Raw genomic sequence first — 18,001 nt, forward strand, 5'->3', positions numbered from 1 at the left:
GTATAAGAAGTAACCACACCGGGACAGGAAGAGCACGACATGACGTTTGACACCGCATACGCCGAGCGCACCGTGGCGACCAAGGCGCTCTACGAACGAGCGAAGCTCACGATCCCCGGCGGCGCCGGCAGCACGGCCCGGCTTCCGCGCAACGGGTGGAAGCCCTACCCGATCTTCATGGCCGAAGGTCAGGGCTCACGCATCCGCGACGTGGACGGCAATGAGTACATCGACTACCTGCTGGGGCTCGGCCCGATGATCCTCGGCCACCGCCACCCGGGCGTCACCAAGGCGGTCACCGACGCCGTCAGCGAGTACGGCACCTGCTTCGGCCTGCCGTACGAGCTGGAGATCGAGGCGGCCGAGAAGGTCGTCGCGGCCGTGCCCAGCCTCGAACAGGTGCGCTTCACCAACTCCGGCTCCGAAGCCGTCGGCACCGCAGTGCGCCTGGCGCGTGCGACCACCGGCCGTCGCCTCATCGTGCGGTTCGAAGGCCACTACCACGGCTGGCAGGACACGGTCTATTGGTCCAACCACGTCGACCCGAAACTCGCCGGGCCCTCGAACCGTCCGCGCCCCGTCGCGATGGGTGGCGGTGTCCCGGCCGAGCTGGAGAGCACCCTCGTCGTGCTCACCTGGAACGACCCCGAGAGCTTCGTCGCCCTGATGGAGGAACGTGGCCACGAGATCGCCGCCGTCCTGACCGAGCCCGCCGTCTTCAACACCGGCTGCATCCTCCCGGAGCCCGGATACCTGGAGCTCCTGCGCGAGCAGACGACGAAATACGGCGCGATGCTGATCTTCGACGAGGTGATCACCGGCTTCAGATTCGCCCGGGGCGGCGCACAGGAATGGTTCGGCGTGAACCCCGACCTCACCACCTTCGCCAAAGGCATCGGCGGCGGCTTCCCGGTCGCGGCCGTCGGTGGCACGACCGAGGCGATGCGGTTGATCGCCGACGGCACGTACTCGCACTCCGGCACCTACAACGCGAACGTCATCCAATGCGCCGCCGTGTCGGCGACGATGGATGTGCTCGCCGAGCCGGGGCTCTACGAGCGGCAGCGCGCCCTCGGCGACCGGCTCGCCAGAGGACTCAAGTCGATCGCCGACGACAAGGGCATCGACGCCTACGTCGAGGGGCTCGGAACCGTGTTCCAGCTCTGGTTCACCGACCGGCCCATCCGCAACTGGAGGGATGCCGCGGCCTACGCGCACGAGGAGGTGTTCACGCGCTGGTACGAAGAGATGGTCGTGCGCGGCGTGCTGTTCCACCCGCTGCAGTTCGAGAACCTGTTCGTCTCGCTCGTGCACACCGACGCCGACATCGACCAGACGCTCAACGCGGCCGAGGACGCCCTCAGCGTCGTCGCCCGAGAGCTCTAGAGTTGCTCGCGACGGGATCACGGTCGATCGGGAGGACCAATCAGTGACGCAGCAGCGCGGCCTCGCCCTCGGAATCGACCTCGGCACGAGCGGCGTGAAGGTCGTGGCGGTCGACGACAGGGGTGAGGTCGTCGCGCGCGCACGCCGCCCCTCCCGCACCGAGCGCCCCGAGCGCGACGCCGCCGAACAGGATCCGGCCGCCTGGCTCGCCTCCTGCGACGAGGCCCTCGCCGAGCTGGCCCGCCAGGCGCCGCCGGATTCCTGGGCGACCATCGGGCTCTCGGCCATGCTGCCCACCCTGGTCGGCCTGCGCGACGATCTGACGGTCGACGGGCCCGCCCTCACCTGGGAGGACGGCCGGGCCGAGCCAGACGGCCGCCGCATCGCCGCCTCGATCGGGCCGGCCGCACTTTACCGTCGAACCGGCCAGCGCTTCGACGGCCGGTACCTGCTGGCGATGCACGCGCGGCGGGTGCGCCTCGGCGCTGCCGCCGACTCCTGGGTGGTCGGCGCGAAAGACTACCTCTTCCATGCGCTCACCGGCGAATTGCTCACCGACCCGAGCACGGCTGCGGGCTACGGCGCATACGACCTGCACGGCGGCCGCTGGGACAGGAACATCCTCGACGCTGCGGGTGTCGCCCGCGTCCCGTCGATCGCGACCTCGACCGCGCAGCTGCCGCTGCTGGCCGAGGTGGCGAACCGGTGGGGATGCGCGCCCGGCCTCCCCGTGCTGCTGGGCGCCGCCGATTCCGTGCTCGGCGCCTACGGGCTGGGCGTGCGCGCCCCGGGAAGCGTCGCCTACATCGCCGGCACGAGCAATGTCGTGCTCGGCTGGTCGTCCACCCCGCAGGTGGACCCGGACGGCCGCTACCTCGTGACACCGATGGCCGACGGCGGCTTCGGCTTCGAGATGGACCTGATGGCCACGGGTTCGGCACTGGCCTGGCTCGCCGAGCTGCTCGGCATCGCCGGCGGCGCGGCGGAGCTCGCCGATCTGGCGGGGGAGAGCCCGCTCGACGACGCACCCCTCGTTCTGCCGTACCTGTCGTCGGGGGAGCAGGGTGCGCTCTGGGATCCGCGCCTCGTCGGCGCTGTCGAAGGACTCACGCTGCGCACCTCCCGTTCCGACCTGGCTCGCGGTCTGCTGGCGGGGATCGTGCTCGAGTCGCGGCGCTGCGTCGACGCCCTGGCCGAGGCGGCGGGCAGCGCAGGCGGCGCGATCTCCGTCAGCGGTTCCGGTGCAGCCTCCGCCACTTTCCGCCGCGACCTCGCCGACGCCACGGGCCGCGCGGTGCGATATGACACCGCCGAACACGACCACTCCGCGCTCGGCGCGGCCCTGCTCGCCGGCCGAAGCGCGCTGGGCTGGGCCGACCCGGCGGCGCAGGAGCGACCCTCCGCCCGGGTCGAGACGGTCGAACCGGATGCGCTGCGTGCCGGAACCTGGGCCGACCGGTTCGCCCGACACGAGAGCGCGCGTGTCGCCCAGCGCGCGCGACTCGGCTGACCGTGCGCGACAGAGCCCATCCAATCCGTCCGACGCATCCGACCCGTCTGACGCATCCGACCCGTCTGACGCATCCGACCCGTCTGACGCATCCGACCCGTCAGGCGCATCCGACCCGTCAGGCGCTCCGTTGACCGGATCGCTTCCCGGACCACACGACAATGAGGTGACCATGACCGAGACGAGAACCCCCGCCGATATCGATCTGAGCCTGTACCCGGAGGGCACGGCGCTCGACGCGGACGGACGGCTGCTGATCGGCGGCTGCCCGGTCGCCGACCTGGCGGCCGAGCACGGCACCCCCGCCTATCTGATCGACGAGGGGGCGCTGCGTCGCCGGGCACGGGCCTACGTCGAGGCGTTCCGCAGCAGGCACCCGAACTCGCTCGTCCTGTTCGCCTCGAAGAGCTTCCCGTCGGCGTCCGTCATCGGTGTCACCGCCGAGGAGGGGTGCGGCACGGATGCGGCCGCCGCCGGCGAGCTGCGCCTCGCGATCGCGGGCGGGGCCGACCCTGGCCGGGCGGTGCTTCACGGCAACGCCAAGACCGACGACGACATCCGCACCGCCATTCAGGCGCGTGTGCGCTACATCGTGATCGACAACCTCGACGATGTGGAGCGCATCGCCCGCCTCGCGACCGAGCCGGTGCCGGTGCTGCTGCGGGTGAGCCCCTCTCTCGACGCCCAGACGCACGCCGCGATGATGACCGGGCACGACGCCTCGAAGTTCGGCATCCCGTCGGCGCAGGTGCCCGAGGTGATCGCGCGCATCCGCCAGGAGCCGTTGCTCGACCTGCGCGGGCTGCACGCGCACGTCGGCTCGCAACTGCTCGACCTGGAGCAGTTCGAGGCCGAGGTGGCGGCCCTCGCCGCCTTCGAGCGCTTCCCGGTCTACGACCTGGGCGGGGGTCTCGGCGTGCGGTACGTGCACGACGACGTCGCGCCGAGCGTCGACGAGTACGCCGAGCGCGTCGTGTCGGCGGTGCACCGGCATCTCGGCGAGGATGTCGAGCTACTGGTGGAGCCCGGCCGGTCGATGGTCGCGCGCAACGGCGTGACGGTCTACCGCGTCGTGACGGTCAAACGCGGCGTCGTCACCCATGCCGCCGTCGACGGCGGCATGGGTGACAACCTGGAGGTCTCGCTCTACGGGCAGCCGTTCGAGCCGGCCGTCATCGACCGCAGCGGGGAGACCGAACTCGTCGACGTGGTCGGCCGGCACTGCGAGTCGGGGGACTACCTGGCGAACCGCGTTCCGGTGGTGAGCCCGCGGGTCGGCGATCTGATCACCGTGCCGGTCACCGGCGCGTACTGTTACACGATGTCGAACAACTACAACACGGCCCTGCGGCCGCCCGTCGTGTTCTGCGACGCCGGCCGCTCCCGGGTGGCGGTGCGCCGCGAGACCTTCGACGATCTGCTGCGCCGCGAACAGCTGCTGGGTCGCCCGGAGTGACGGACATCGCTCGCGACACCGTCGAGGCGATCGCCCGGTCGTGGGCTGTTCCAGGCGGATCGGTGGTGGCGGCCGACCGCACCGGCGTCGTCTTCGAGCACCACTTCGGTTTCGCGGATCTCGGTGCCGGGATCCCGGTGCGCCCGCACCACCGGTTCGAGATCGGCTCGATCAGCAAGATCTTCACCTCCACCGTGATCCTGCGCCTGGTGCGGGAGGGGAGGCTGCGCTTCGACCAGCCGATCGGCGAGGTGCTTCCGTGGGCGCCGGCCGCCCTGCACGGCCGGGCGATCACGATCGAACGGCTGCTCACGCACACGGCCGGCCTGCTGCAGAGTGTGGATGCGCTGCCCGACGAGGTCGGACAGGTCGCGTCGTTCGCCGGCACCGTCTCCGACGCGTCACCCGGCACCTTCTTCCACTACTCCAACCTCGGCTTCATCCTGCTCGGCCTCGCCGCCGCGCGGGTGACCGACCGCACGATGCCCGATCTGGTGCGCGAACGCATCCTCGAACCGCTCGGGATGCGCGACACCGTCTCCGCGGTCACCCACGACCATCACGCCCGTCTCGCCCGCGGGTATCAGCCGCTGCGCGACGACCGGCCGTGGATTCCGGGCGACCCGCTCATCCCCGCCCCCTGGCTGGAGGTCGCCGGCTCCGACGGCAGCGTCGCCGGCACCTCCCGCGATCTGGCCCGGTTCGGCCGCATGCTGCTCAGCCGCGGGGCGGCCGGGTCGGGCACGCCGGTGATCGACCCCGAGTCGTTCGAGGCGATGATCTCCCGTGTCGCCCCCGAGGGGGAGGAGACGCTCGTGCTCCCGGGTGTCGAGCCCAGCGAGTCGAGCGCATACGGGTTCGGCGTCAACGTGGAGCGCACCGCCGGCCGTTCCGTGCTCACGCACGGCGGCGGCATGGTCGGCTACGCCTCGTTCCTGCTGGCCGACCTCACCGCCGGCGTCACGGTCGCCGTCGTCACCAACGCGAACGGCGACGGGCCGGTCGCCGAGGCGATCGCCCGCAGCGTCGCCGCCCAGCTGATCGCGCCGGTCGCCGGGGCGGCCGGCGGAACCCCCGACCCGCAGCGGTGGATCGTCGCCGCCGGAGCGGGCTCCCTCGACCCCGACGCCCGCCTCGGCGTGTTCGAGGCGGCCGGGCCGACCGGGGTTCCGCTGCGCATCGAGGTCGCCGTCGCCGAACAGCGGGCGGAGACGGCGACGCTGAAGATCATCTCGGGGTCGGAGACCTCCCCGTTGCTGTGGAACTGGAACGGCCGGGCGCTCACCCGCCTGTCGTCGCTGCGCCGGTTCCCGCTGACGTTCGACGGCTCCCAGTGGCTGTGGGGGCCGCGGGTGTATCGGCGTGTTGATGAGTCGTCTGCGCATCCCGCGCCGTCGGGCGACGCGTCGGATTCGCCGACCGGCGACGCCGAGCGGGAGCGCCTCCGCACGTTCTGCGGACACTACCGCACGTACTCTCCGTGGTTCACGAACTTCCGGATCGTGCTGCGGGGAGGGGCCCTCGTGCTCATCGCTTCGGGCGGTGTCGAGGCGCCGGGCGACGACGTGGAGCTGGTCGAGCTCGCGTCGGGAACGTTCCGCCTCGGGGCCGACCCGCGACTTCCCGAGCGGATCACGTTCGCGCCCCCGGTCGACGGGCTGTCGCCGTGGGCCGACCGGGACGGCTGCCGCTACTCCCGCTCCTTCACCGGCTGAGGTCGCCTCCCCCTAGTGCGCGACGACCGGTTCGGGGGAGTCGGCGGGTTGGGGCGACGGAGCGTTCCCGCCCGGGTTGCCGAGCGAGGCGCCTTGACCGCGACGGCGGTAGAGGAGCGCTGAGAGCACGGCGCCGAAGGCGAAGAACGCGGCCCCCCATCCGTATGCGGTCGCGTAGCTGTGCACAGCTGCTTCGGCCGCGACCGCCGCCGTCGGCGGCAGATGCGAGGCGATGTAGTCGGTGGCGGCTGTGGCGGCGAGCGTGTTGAGCAACGCCGTGCCGATCGACCCTCCGACCTGCTGGCTGGTGTTGACCATGGCCGACGCCACTCCGGCGAACTGCCGGTCGACGCCGAGCGTCGCAGTCTGGATCGCCGCCGGCATGATCGAGCCCATGCCGACACCCAGGATCATCAGCGGAGGCAGGATGTCGACCGCGTAGTCGGCGGAGACGCCGAGATGCGTCAGGATGAGCATCCCGATGCCGGCGATGCTCATGCCGATCGGAACCATGACCTTGGGGCCGAACCGGGGGACGAAGATGTTCGTCGACAGCTGCGCCGCCGTGATCAGCATGATGATCATCGGCAGGAAGGCCAGGCCGGTCTGGATCGGCGTGAACTTCAGCGTCGTCTGCAGGTAGTAGGTGACGAAGAGGAAGATGCCGAACATCCCGGCGCCGGCGATCAGGATCGAGCTGTACGAGGCGGCGCGGTTGCGGTCGAGCACGATGCGCAGCGGCAGAAGTGGATGCGCCGCCCGGCGCTGCCACAACACGAACGCCACGAGCAGCACGGCCGAGGCGACGAGCATTCCCCAGGTGAGTGGCGAGTCCCAGCCGTCGGTCTCAGCGTTCGAGAAGCCGTAGACCAGGCTGAACAGGGCGCCGGAGACGAGCACTGTGCCCGGGATGTCCAGCTTCGGCCGCGGTCCGGAGCGGGCGACGGACTGCACGAAGAACGAGGCTCCGACGACGGCCACGATCGCGATGATCACGTTGATGTAGAGGTTCCAGCGCCAGTTGAACTGTTCGGTGAGCACGCCGCCGAGCAGCAGGCCGACGGCGCCGCCGGCCCGGCGATCGCACCGAAGATGCCGAAGGCGCGGGCGCGCTCCTTCGGAACGGTGAACGTCGTGGTGAGCACGGCGAGGGCGGTGGGGGCGAGGAGTGCGCCGAACGCGCCTTGCAGCGCCCGGGCGCCCACGAGCATCCCGAATGTGCCGGCCGCGCCGCCGAGGGCCGATGCTCCGGCGAAGCCGATGAGGCCGATGATGAAGGCGCGTTTGCGTCCGATCAGGTCGGAGATGCGGCCGCCGAGAAGCAACAGGCTGCCGAAGGCGAGCGAGTATGCGGTGACGATCCATTGGCGGTCGCCGTTGGAGAATCCGAGGTCGGCCTGGGCCGAGGGGAGGGCGATGTTGACCACGGTGGAGTCGAGCACAACCATGAGCTGGGCGAGGGCGACGGTGACGAGCGTCCACCAGCGGCGGGAGCTCGCTGCGGGGGTGCCAGGGATGCCGGCTGCACCCGAAACGGTCGAGGAGATCTGTGACATGGAGGTCAGCATATACGAAACTAACCAGTTTCGGATCTCTTCAGTTCCAGAATTAACAATACAATAACCTTGATGACATCGAAATGGAACGGAGATCGCCGCAATGACGCTGCCTGACACCGCCGACCCCGCCGTCGTGACGGGCCCGAAGCTCGGCCGCAAACGCGACCACACCCGTGACGCCGACATCCTCGAGGCGGCCGTCGAGGTGCTCGCCGAGACCGGCTACGACGGGATGACCGTCGACATGGTCGTCGCGCGCGCGAAAGCCGGCAAAGCGACGGTCTACCGGCGATGGGCGTCCAAGGCCGAACTCGTCATCGACGCTGTGGCCTGCATGAAGCAGACCGACATCGATGAAGCGCACCTGCCCGACACCGGGACCCTGCGCGGCGACCTCATCGCGATGATCAAGCCGCACAGCATCGAAGACGGCGAGAAGAAGCTCAAGATCATGGCCGGCCTGATGTCGCTCCTCGCCCGCGACCCCGAGCTGGCCGGAGCCGTCAACTCGGCGATCGTCGACCCCCGCGCCGCCGTCAACCGCCTGTTCATGCGGCGCGCGATCGAACGCGGCGAGATCTCCCCTGATGCGGACATCGAGACTCTCGCCCTCATCTCCCCGTCGATGGCGGCCTACCGCGTGCTGATCCTGCGTAAACCCGTCGACCGGGCCTTCCTCATCTCCCTCATCGACGGCGTCCTCCTCCCCGCCGTCGGCCTCAGCCCACATCCCGAGCCCCTCCCCACACCGGCCTCCTGACCCCCACCCGCCGCCCCTCGGAGGAGGGGCGGCGGATGGGAGGCGGAGGTGCGTCAGAGCTTTTGCACGGCAACGTCGTCGATCTGCTCCCAGGCGGTCGAACCGGGACCCCAGAACCCGATGTGCAGGAGCACGGTCGTGTTGCTCCCGGTCTGGAACGTGACGACGTATCACGTGTAGACGCCGCCGCTGGTGCCGTGATGCACCTCGTTGAGGACCGTATTGCTTGTCGTCTTGGCACCCAGCCAGGCATTGTCGACGTTCGACGAGTTCCGCACCCAGACGGTCATCCGATAGGTCGAGTTCGCCGAGACGGCCACGGACTGTCGCAGCGCACCCCACGCCGTACTGGTGGTGCTCGACACCCAACCGTCGTCGGCGCCGCTGTGGGATTTGCCGGCGGCGACATCCACGCCGGTGCTGAGCGAGCCGTCGGAGTACCAGGGGGTCGAACTCGTGGTGATCGCGGTCTGGGTCTCGAAGCCGCCGTCGGAGACGACCGTCGTGCCCGGTGTTGTCGGCTGCTGCCACTCCATCGCACCCATATCGGTGGCGAGCCCGACCAGCACCGGGTTGCCCAGCAGATCCGTCGATGAGGCGGAGGCGGCCCCGTTGTCGATCGCCGCACTGGTGGCGGTGAGGCTGAGATCGTGGTTCGCAAGGTCCGTGAACGCGGGCGAGCCGACCAGGTCGCCGACGCCGAGTGCGTAGCGGTGCGCGGAGTCGGCGCCGATGCCCACGGTGCTGGTGTAGAGGTTGTGGTCGCGCGGGAAGTCGAAGAACGACAGCCAGGCGCCCGTCACCGAGAAGATGTTGTTGCGGAGCGTGAGCCAGCTCGCGCTGGGCGCGGGCCCGGCCTGACGGTAGTAGTACTGGTCGATCAGGCGAGAGCTGTCATGGGTGCGCACGACCGTGTTGTTCAGGGCGAGGTACCCGCTGGGGGTCGTCGTCGTGTCCCACGCGATGAACTGCTGGTAGTCGTCACTGACGTTGTAGCTCAGGGTGACGTTCGAGGAGTGCGTCTCCGTGACCTCGAGAAACCCCTGCGAGCCGCGCGAGTAATTGTGGCTGATGGTGATGTCGTTCTTGTCGAAGAGGAACCCCTCGATCTCGACCGCTCCGCCGTCGGCGCCGTAGGGGCTGTCGGTACTGCGGCAGTTGATGAAGTCGTTCGAGGTCACCTGCACACCGCTGTTGTCGACGCTCACCCCCAACGCCCCGTACGACGTCTGCGAGCCGCTGTCGAGGCCCCGGTAGGCGATGCGGAGGTTCTGGAAGGTGTTGTGGTCGACCCGGCTGTTCGCGCCGTAGGTTTTGACGCCGACCCCCACATCCGAGAACGTGCTGTCCTGCACGAGGGAGTTCGAGCCGTTCGCGGTGATCGCGACGGCGCCGCTGAGCTCGTACTTCGGCCCGCTGATTCCCTTGCCGTCCGCGTTGTCGAAGACGGCCCCGTTCGTGAAGGCGAGATTCGACACTTGGAGGTACGGGGCGTCGAGCACCAGCATGTTCCACTGCCCGGGATTCGTCAGGATCGGCTGGGCCCCATCGCCGTAAGCGGTGAACGCGATCGGTGCCGCGGCGGTTCCGGCACTGCTGATCGTGGCTGATCCCGTGAACGTCTCTCCCCGTTCGAAGGCGACGACATCGCCGGGGACGAACGTACCGGACCCGACGCGGGCGAGCGATTTCCAGGCGAGGGCCGGGCTCGTGCCGCTGTTGATGTCGCTCCCGGACGTGGAGTCGACATAGTAGATGTGACCGCCCGGGCCGGCGGCAGGGGTGCCCGTCGTGGTGATGCGTGCCCCGGTTTGCGGCGAGAGGGGGTCGGCGTGAGCCGGCGACGGCGCACTGACGGCCACGGCGGCGAGTGCAGTGACGGCCAGGGCGACGAGGAGTGTCCGCGTTCGCAGAGCACTCCGTTCGAGTGTGAGGATCATTGCTTCTCCTTCGTCTTCAGCGATCGGCACCGTCGTCGGAGCCGAAACCTGCGGGGCGCCGATAGCGGCGCATCCTCTCTCAGCGTTCGGACCGCGCCCGTTGCACGGTCTGTGCGGCCGTCGCATTGGCAGCCCGTGCCGCGTCGGCGAGTGAGGCTCCGGCCGCGAGGTGGGCGGCCAGCGTGCCGGCGAATGCGTCGCCGGCGCCAGTGGTGTCGACGACCTCGACAGCGTGACCAGGCACGGTCGCCTCCCCGTCGGCCTCCGCGACGACGGCGCCCTGGCTGCCCGCGGTGACCACCGCCGATCGTGCCAGCCCGCCAAGACGGCGGGCGAGGTCGTGCCAATCGGTCGAGTCTGTTCCCAGGAGCGCTTGCGCCTCCCCCTGATTCACGATGACCGGGTCGGCGGCGCGCAGCACCGCATCGGGCAGAGGGCCGATCGGACTCGGATTGAGCACGAACCGGGCGCCGACGGTCGCGCACCAGGCGGCGACCGCTTCGACCACCTCCATCGGCACCTCGAGCTGGGTGAGGACCACGGCGGGGTTCAGCGCGCCGAGAGCGCTCGACACGTGCTCCGAGTCGAGGGCGCCGTTCGCGAGAGGGAGCACGACGATGCTGTTCTCGCCATCGGGGGTGAGGGTGATGTACGCGCGGCCGGTCGGTAGCGGCCCCATCCGCATGCGGGAGATATCGACGTCGGCGGCCGTGAGGGCCTCGCGGATGCGCCGCCCCGCCGAGTCGGCCCCGACCTCGCCGATCAGGGCGGTGGCGCCGACCGCGGCCGAGGCGATCGCCTGGTTTGCGCCCTTTCCGCCCGGGGTCTCCAGCAGTGCCGTTCCGGTCAGGGTCTCGCCACCGGCCGGTCGGCGCGGGGTGCTCACCACGACGTCAAGGTTCGCCGAGCCGACGACGGCCACGACTGCGGTCACTCTTTGCTCCCCGTGCTCGCGACCGATGTGACGAAGAACCGCTGCAGGCCGAGCAGCACGATCGCCGGGATCACCGCGAGGATAGCTGTCTCGGCGAACACGCGACCGTAGTCGGTCGAGAACGCTCCGAAGGCTTTCGCGATCGCCACGGGTGCGAGATCGAGCGAATCCGTCGAGGTGACCAGGATCGGCCAGAGGTAGGCCTGCCACTGGAACAGGAACAGGATGAGGCCGGCGCCGATCAGGGCCGGGCGGGTCAACGGCAGGTACACCGCCCAGAAGATGCGGAACCAGTTCGCGCCGTCGAGGTGCGCCGCCTCTGAGAGCGAGGGCGGAATGCCGAGGAAGAACTGGCGCAGCGTGAAGACGGCCAGGCCGTTCCCCAGCCCGGGCAGGATCAGCGCGAACAGGGTGTTCGTGAGCCCCCAGTCGCTGAAGCTCCGCGAGAGCGGGATGGCGATCGCCTCGAACGGCACCAGGAAGCTCAGCACGACGATCGTGAACACGCCGGAGCGGCCCCGGAACGGGATGACGGCCAGAGCGAACGCCGCCGCCGCGCTGACGGCGAGCCCGACGACGACCGTGATGGCCGCCACGAGCAGGCTGTTGCCGAGCGAGGTGAGGAAGCCGCTGTCGACGGCCGACTGCAGGTTGACGAGGGTGAAATCCTTCGGCCAGAGCGCGCTCCAGCTGAGGGGCGAGCTGCTGGCGAACGTCTCGGTGGCGGTACGGAAGGTGCTGGCGATCAGCCAGAGCACCGGCGCGAGGAACGCCAGCGACACGACGACGGCGACGACGGTGAGCAGGATACGGCCTGCGCGGGAGCGGCGCATCCTCACTCCTCCCCGTCATCGGTGCGGAGGAGCCGGAACTGCACCGCCACGATCGCGATCATGATGATGAGCAGCACCACCAGTTCTGCGGAGGCCTGGTAGGGGTCGCTGAGCTCGTAACTGCGGTGGAAGATGTCGTACATCAGAAAGTTGGAGCGTCCTTCCGGTCCGCCACCGGTGAGGATCTGCACGGGGGCGAAGAGAACGAAGTTGGCGACGGTGTCGGCGACGAGAACGAACAGCAGCGGCCGTCGCAGCATGGGAAGTGTCACCGAGAAGAAGGTGCGCAGGGCGCCGGCGCCGTCGATGCGCGCGGCTTCGTAGTACACGGGCGGGATGTCGTTGAGCCCGGCGATCAGGAACATCATCCAGTAGCCGATGCCGATCCAGCTGGCCAGCACGATGAGCGACAGGATGACCTGGTCGGGGCTCGTGAACCACGGCTGTCCCGGGATTCCGAACAATTCCAGCAGGCCGTTGACCGGCCCGTCGGGGCGCAGGGCGATGCCCCAGATGATCGTCGACCCTGCGAGGGGAACGGCGGCGGGCAGGAAGATGATGGTGCGCCACAGCCCGCTGGCGGGCAGGTTGCGAGTCAGGAGCACCGCCAGGAGCAGAGCCAGGAAGATCTGCAGCGGGTTGACGATCACGTTGAAGATCAGGGTCTGGGTCACGCTGTTCCAGAACGAGGCGCTCGAGAACATCGTGGCGAAGACGTCGAAGCCGACGAACTCCGGCGCGGCCAGGCTGCCCGGGAGGCCGGACCGGGTCGAGTCGGCGATGGCGGAGACGGTCGGCACGATGCGGAGCACGACGATGAGCACGACGGTCGGCGCCAGGAAGGCGACCGCGGCGATCAGGTTGCGGCGCGTCGTCCGGGAACGCTTCCGGCGGCCCGCGCGCGGGGGCGGGGGTGGCGCGTCGGTCGGCTTCGAGCCGACGGCGGGGGCGATGGTCATGGGGGCGTCTTTCGTCGTGCGGGGGATGGTGCGGGGCGGCCGCGTCACGGCCGCCCCGCCGGTGCTACTTCTTGTACTTGGCCCAGGCGTCGGTCAGCTGACTGGTGGCCGTCGTGAGAGCGGTCGACGCATCCGCGCCGTTGATGATGTCGTCGAACGTCTTGGTCATGATGTCCTCGAACTCGACGTAGCCGACCGTCTGCAGACGCAGGGTCGCCGTGTGCGCGAGCTCGGACTTCATCAGGTCGACCACACCCGCGAACCGCGGATCCTTGAACGTGTCCGACTCGTAGAACTTCGCACTGCCGACGAGGTTCGACGGGGGAACGGCGAGAGCGGACAGGTATTGCGCGTATCCGCCGTTGTCGATGCCCATGAACTTCATGAAGATCGCGGCCGCGTCGGCGCGGTCGGAGCTCGACTTGGGGTTGAGCCCGAGCGACCATCCGCCGGTGGGGGTCGAGGCGGTGCCGCCCGCGAACTCCGGGAAGGCGGTCACGCCGAAGTCGAGACCCTTCTCGGCGACGAACTGGGTTCCCCACCAGGGCCCGCCCACGTAGAACGCGGTCTTGCCCGCGGCGAACATGGTCGGGGTGTCGGCCACGGCCACTCCTCGCGGCGACAGACCGTCGGCGAAGAGCTTGCCGTACCAGGAGAACGCCTTCACCCAGCCGGCGTTCGTCACGTCGGGGGTCAGGTTGCCGGCGCCTTTGCCGCCGGGGCCACCGCCGGCGCTCTCGGCGAGCGGCTGCAGCTGGTAGTAGCGGTCGAGCTGGTCGAAGAGCAGGCCGTATTGGGCGCCCGCCGCTTTTGCCTTCGTGGCGTCGGCGGTCACGGTCTCCCAGGTGAGCCGGTCGGCGGGGTCGGCCGAGGGGGCCGCGATGCCGGCGGCACTGAGCAGCTTCTTGTTGTAGTACATGATGTTGGTCGACGTCTGGTACGGCATCGTCACGAGTTTGCCGTCCACCGTCGCCGCTTTGAGGCTGCCCGGGTCGACCTCGGTCGTGAGGCCGGGGAAGGTCTTGGTGAGGTCGGCCAGCCAGCCGCGGGCCTGGTAGGCGGCGGTGCGCGGCATGTCGACGTCGAACACGTCGATCGCATTGCTCGAGTTGGTGAGCCGGGCCGCGAGCACGCTGTTGTAGTCGTCGAACGGCACCGCCTCGTATTTCACCGTGATCTTCGGGTGCGCCTTCTCGAAGGCGTCGATCACGGGCTTGATCTGCGTGGCGTCGTACGCGGCGCCGGCATAGGTGATGGTGATGGGTTTCGTCGGCTCGGTCAGCGTCGACGGCCCGACTCCGTTGATGGAGCCGCTGCCGCCGCCGCTTCCGCTGCAGGCGGTGAGCACGAGGCCCGAGATCGTGAGGAGCGCTCCGGCGGTCAGCCAGCGCGTCACTCCTTTGTGAACAGCCATGTTGGGGGATTCCTACTCTGTCGTTGTGCTGCTGTGTTGGTCGGGTTCGACCGGGGATTCGGCGCTGATGCGCTCGAGGAAGAGGCGGCGGAAACCGTCGACACCGGTATCGACGGCGACTGTCGCGTTCGGGTTCCGTGCGGGTTCGAGGGCGAGCCCCCGGTTGGCGACAACGAGCCCACGCGCGAGCTCGCTGACGGTTTCGACCTGGACGTCGGCGCTCTGCCATTCCAGGAGGTCGGGATGCGTGACCGCGGCGATTACGAGCGGATCGTGCAGGAAGCACGCGGTGCGGTGTTCCGGGCGGTTCGGGAAGGCCCGGCCGAGGAAGTCGATCCAGGCGTCGGCGCAGTCGGCCGCCCACCGGCTGAACGGGTCGGACGTCTCCCGGAGGGTCGTCGCGTCGTCCCGGGTGAGCATCACCTTCGAGGTCTGGTCGAGCCCGACCATGCGGATGGCGGCGCCACTGCGCATCACGATGTCGAGGGCCTCCGGGTCGACGTAGGCGTTGAAGTCTCCGACAACGGTGATGTTCTGCGCGTAGGTCGTCGCGCTGCCGGCCATGAGGACGAGTTCGCGCACATTGGCGGCGAAGGCCGGGTCGCGTTGAATCGCCAGGGCCAGATTGGTCATGGGCCCGATCGCGATCACCACCAATTCGCCGGGCCGGTCGGCGGCGGCGCGGACCAGGTAGTCGGCCGCATGCTCGGTGTCTGACGGTCCGAGCAGCTCGGGCGCACTCGCAGCGGTGCCGGACGCGGTCTCGGGGGATCCGAGCACCGCGTCGAACAGGGCGCGCACCGGCGCCATGTCGCGCACGAGCGGCTCGGTCGCGCCGAGCAGCACAGGAAGGTTCGGCCGGCCGAGCCGTGTGACGAGGCGCCGGGCGACATCGGTGCCGGTGATCGCATCCACGTTGCCGTTGACGACCGTGAGTGCGAGCACGTCGAGCTCGGGGGAGCGCAGGGCCAGCGCGATGGCCAGGCCGTCGTCGATGTCGCTTCCCGGTTCGCCGAGGCCCGGGTCGGTGTCGATGATCACCGGAATGCCGCTCATCGGAGCACCTCCGCCAGGGCGCTCGTGCGGCGGGCCAATTCGGCGATCCCGATGCGGTCGAAGTCGCGCACGGCGCTGCGCACATGGACGTGCGTGGAGCCGACCAGTTCGCCGGGGATGGCGTCGACGCCGTGCAGGGCGCCGAAGACGCTCCCGACCGTGGCCGCCGAGGAATCGGTGTCGCGTCCGCCGGAGATGGTGAGCGCCACAGCGTCGGTGAAATCGGTTCCCCAGAGCAGTCCGATCGAGATCAGGGCGGCGTTGTTCACCGTGTGCACCCAGTTGTAGTGGCCGAGCTCCGCATCCACCCAGTCGAGCGCCTGCGTCGACGTCGCCCCGGTGCGGTGAAGCCCCAGCACGCCGTGGAGGGCGCCGGCGAGCCGCGAGCCTTCGGGAACGACCGCGGCCGCGGCCCGGAGGGCATCGGAGGGGGTCGGAACCGCCAGTGCGGCCGAGACCAGCGCAGCCGCCCACAGTTCACCGAACACGCCGTTGGCTGTGTGGCTCAGCCGAGCGTCGGTCAACGCGCGCCGCGCCGCCAGCCCGGGGCGACCGGGGTACACGTAGCCGAAGATGTCCGCGCGGATCAGGGCGCCGATCCACTCACGGTAGGGGTTGCCGACCAGCGCGGTGCGGTCGACGGGTACGCCGCGGATCAGGTTGCGGTATGCGGCGCGCTCGGCGGTGAACGTCTGCGTGAACGGCAGCCGGTCGAGCCAGCTGCGCGCGATGTCGGCCGTGGTGAGGGTGTCGCCGTACTCTTCGAGCATCCACAGCCCCAGGATGGTCCAGTCGAGGTCGTCGTCGCGGGGCACATCGGCGAACAGGCCGGCCGACGCGAACGGCGCCGATTCGTGCAGGTGGCTCACGCCTTCCGGAAGCTCGGGGAGCAGGGGGAGGTAGCCGGTCTGCGGCGACTGTCCGACGGCTTCGAGGTACCGGCGCACCTCGTCGCGGGTCAGCCCCTCGACCGGCTTGCCCATCGTGTTGGCGACGCACCGGCCGAGCCAGGCGCCATGGATGCGTGCGGCGAGCCCCGACGCTTCCACCGGGAGTTCGGGAAGCGCATCGGCGAGGGCGTGCAGGGTCGCGTCGTCGTCCTGCTCGCGGTAGGGCCAGTCGGCGGCGACGGGTACCCTGCCGAGTTCGCCGGTGATCGCGGCCAGCCCGGGGTAGTCGGCGGCAGCGGCGGCATCGCGCGCCGCAGCGAGGAGGGCGCCGACCGGGTAGCCGCTGTGCAGCAGCTGTTCGGCCTCGTCGGGAACGAGGTCGCGGTCGTCGAGAACGTCATGCATGGGTCGGATCCTTCTTCAGGCCGTCTGTCGCTCGATGAGCGCGTGGTGGACGAGAACGTGTCGGTATGAGCTGGTGCGCTGTTCGGCGATGCGGTGCAGGAGGAGGTCGCCGGCGGCGCGCCCGATCTCTTCGGCGGGAACGCGCACGGTGCTGAGGCCGGGGCGCACGAGGCTCGCTGCGTCGATGTCGTCGACGCCGATGATCGCCAGGTCACCGGGAACGTCGAGGTGGGACTCCAGGGCGGCGTCGAGGGCGCCGATCGCCATCAGGTCGTTCGCGCAGAACACGGCGGTCGGCGGTTCCGGCTGGTCGAGCAGTCGGTAGAGGGCACCGGCGCCGCCTTCCCGTGTCCAGTCGCCGACCGCGCAGAGCAGGGGGTCGACCCCGGCGCCGAGTTCGTTCATCGCCTTCACGTAACCGGCGAGACGGCCGCCGCCCGGCTCGGCGGAGGGAGGACCGCTGATGGTGGCGATGCGCTGGTGCCCTTTGCCGCTGAGGTGCATGGTGGCGTCGTAGCCGATGCGCTCGTCGTCCGCCGACACCCAGTCGATCGGCAGGCCGCTCAGCCCTGAGCCGACCGCGACGATGGCGATGCCGGCGCGCTGCAGCTCGAGGAGTTCGTCTTCGACATTGCTGACGGCGACGACGACGCCGTCGACCCGACGCTGGATGATCTCTTCGACGAAGACGCGGGTCAGTCCCGCCCCGGCCCCGGCGTCGAACAGCATGACGGCCTGATCGGAGTCGGCCACCGATCCCTGCAGGCCCCGGGCGAGGGCCGGGTAGAACGGGTTCGTGATGTCTTGGACGATCAGGGCGACGGTGTGACTCTTCTTCGAGTTGAGGGCCTGGGCGAAGAAGTTCGGGCGAAAGCCGAGCTCGTCCATCACCTGCTCGACCTTGCGGCGCGTCTGCGCTGAGACGGGGCGGTTGCCGCTGAGCACATGGGACACCGTCGTCTTGCTGACACCGGCGGCGTCGGCGACGGACTGGATGTTCAGCGGCGCGCCCGAGGCCGTGTTGTCGGCGTCGGAGCCCAAACTAGTTTGTTTCACAAGAGTCCTTGATTTCCATGGAGGCGGTCAGGCCGTTGCTTCCGTTCACGCAAACTAGTTTGCGTGCTCCGACAGTAACCGTCCTCGTCGCTCCCGTCAACCGTCACCTCCGTTGAGGGGGCGGGGAG

At 69.6% G+C, this 18,001-nt stretch carries 13 protein-coding genes and 1 pseudogene; 5 read left to right on the forward strand and 9 right to left on the reverse strand.

Going from position 1 to position 18,001, the window contains the following annotated elements:
- Positions 1-39: 39 nt before the first annotated feature.
- From K5L49_RS15355 to K5L49_RS15370, 4 genes are all read left to right on the forward strand, one after another.
- Positions 40-1,386 carry an aspartate aminotransferase family protein gene (locus K5L49_RS15355; RefSeq protein ID WP_223694066.1) on the forward strand — a complete coding sequence of 449 codons (1,347 nt, stop codon included), beginning with the start codon at positions 40-42 and terminating at the stop codon, positions 1,384-1,386.
- A 43-nt stretch (positions 1,387-1,429) separates the two neighbouring features.
- Positions 1,430-2,896 carry a xylulokinase gene (locus tag K5L49_RS20540; RefSeq protein WP_223694068.1) on the forward strand — a complete coding sequence of 489 codons (1,467 nt, stop codon included), beginning with the start codon at positions 1,430-1,432 and terminating at the stop codon, positions 2,894-2,896.
- A 172-nt stretch (positions 2,897-3,068) separates the two neighbouring features.
- Entirely contained in the window at positions 3,069-4,352 is a 1,284-nt protein-coding gene (gene lysA / locus K5L49_RS15365; protein WP_223694069.1) for a diaminopimelate decarboxylase, read from the forward strand.
- Positions 4,349-6,067, forward strand: coding sequence for a serine hydrolase domain-containing protein (locus K5L49_RS15370; protein WP_223694070.1), 1,719 nt, complete (start codon positions 4,349-4,351; stop codon positions 6,065-6,067). The genes lysA and K5L49_RS15370 overlap by 4 nt, the downstream gene beginning before the upstream one ends.
- A 12-nt stretch (positions 6,068-6,079) precedes the next feature.
- Here K5L49_RS15370 and K5L49_RS15375 read toward each other — a convergent pair.
- Positions 6,080-7,812, reverse strand: a pseudogene (locus K5L49_RS15375) (MFS transporter).
- Here K5L49_RS15375 and K5L49_RS15380 point away from each other — a divergent pair.
- Complete coding sequence (locus tag K5L49_RS15380) at positions 7,727-8,386, forward strand: TetR/AcrR family transcriptional regulator (RefSeq protein ID WP_223694072.1); 660 nt, start codon at positions 7,727-7,729, stop codon at positions 8,384-8,386. The pseudogene K5L49_RS15375 and the gene K5L49_RS15380 sit on opposite strands and share 86 nt — an antisense overlap.
- Before the next feature lie 170 nt (positions 8,387-8,556).
- Here K5L49_RS15380 and K5L49_RS15385 read toward each other — a convergent pair whose 3' ends face one another.
- From K5L49_RS15385 to K5L49_RS15420, 8 genes are all read right to left on the reverse strand, one after another.
- Complete coding sequence (locus K5L49_RS15385) at positions 8,557-10,326, reverse strand: choice-of-anchor Q domain-containing protein (protein WP_223694074.1); 1,770 nt, start codon at positions 10,324-10,326, stop codon at positions 8,557-8,559.
- 79 nt (positions 10,327-10,405) lie between these two features.
- Positions 10,406-11,260: a ribokinase gene (locus K5L49_RS15390; protein WP_223694076.1), complete on the reverse strand. Its 855-nt coding sequence runs from the start codon at positions 11,258-11,260 to the stop codon at positions 10,406-10,408.
- The gene (locus tag K5L49_RS15395) at positions 11,257-12,093 is read right to left on the reverse strand and encodes a carbohydrate ABC transporter permease (RefSeq protein WP_223694078.1); all 837 of its coding nucleotides are present in this window, start codon (positions 12,091-12,093) and stop codon (positions 11,257-11,259) included. The genes K5L49_RS15390 and K5L49_RS15395 overlap by 4 nt, the downstream gene beginning before the upstream one ends.
- 2 nt (positions 12,094-12,095) lie before the next feature.
- A complete protein-coding gene (locus K5L49_RS15400) occupies positions 12,096-13,052 on the reverse strand; it encodes a carbohydrate ABC transporter permease (RefSeq protein ID WP_223694080.1) in 957 nt (318 codons plus the stop codon).
- Positions 13,053-13,116: 64 nt separating this feature from the next.
- A complete protein-coding gene (locus K5L49_RS15405) occupies positions 13,117-14,466 on the reverse strand; it encodes an ABC transporter substrate-binding protein (protein WP_223694082.1) in 1,350 nt (449 codons plus the stop codon).
- 12 nt (positions 14,467-14,478) lie between these two features.
- Positions 14,479-15,522: a nucleoside hydrolase gene (locus tag K5L49_RS15410; protein WP_223694083.1), complete on the reverse strand. Its 1,044-nt coding sequence runs from the start codon at positions 15,520-15,522 to the stop codon at positions 14,479-14,481.
- A complete protein-coding gene (locus K5L49_RS15415) occupies positions 15,519-16,817 on the reverse strand; it encodes an ADP-ribosylglycohydrolase family protein (protein WP_223694085.1) in 1,299 nt (432 codons plus the stop codon). Before K5L49_RS15415 ends, K5L49_RS15410 begins: the two co-directional genes overlap by 4 nt.
- A 15-nt stretch (positions 16,818-16,832) precedes the next feature.
- Positions 16,833-17,873, reverse strand: coding sequence for a LacI family DNA-binding transcriptional regulator (locus K5L49_RS15420; protein WP_223694087.1), 1,041 nt, complete (start codon positions 17,871-17,873; stop codon positions 16,833-16,835).
- Between the last annotated feature and the right edge of the window lie 128 nt (positions 17,874-18,001).

It is taken from the genome of Leifsonia poae (genome assembly GCF_020009625.1).
Taxonomy (GTDB): domain Bacteria; phylum Actinomycetota; class Actinomycetes; order Actinomycetales; family Microbacteriaceae; genus Leifsonia; species Leifsonia poae_A.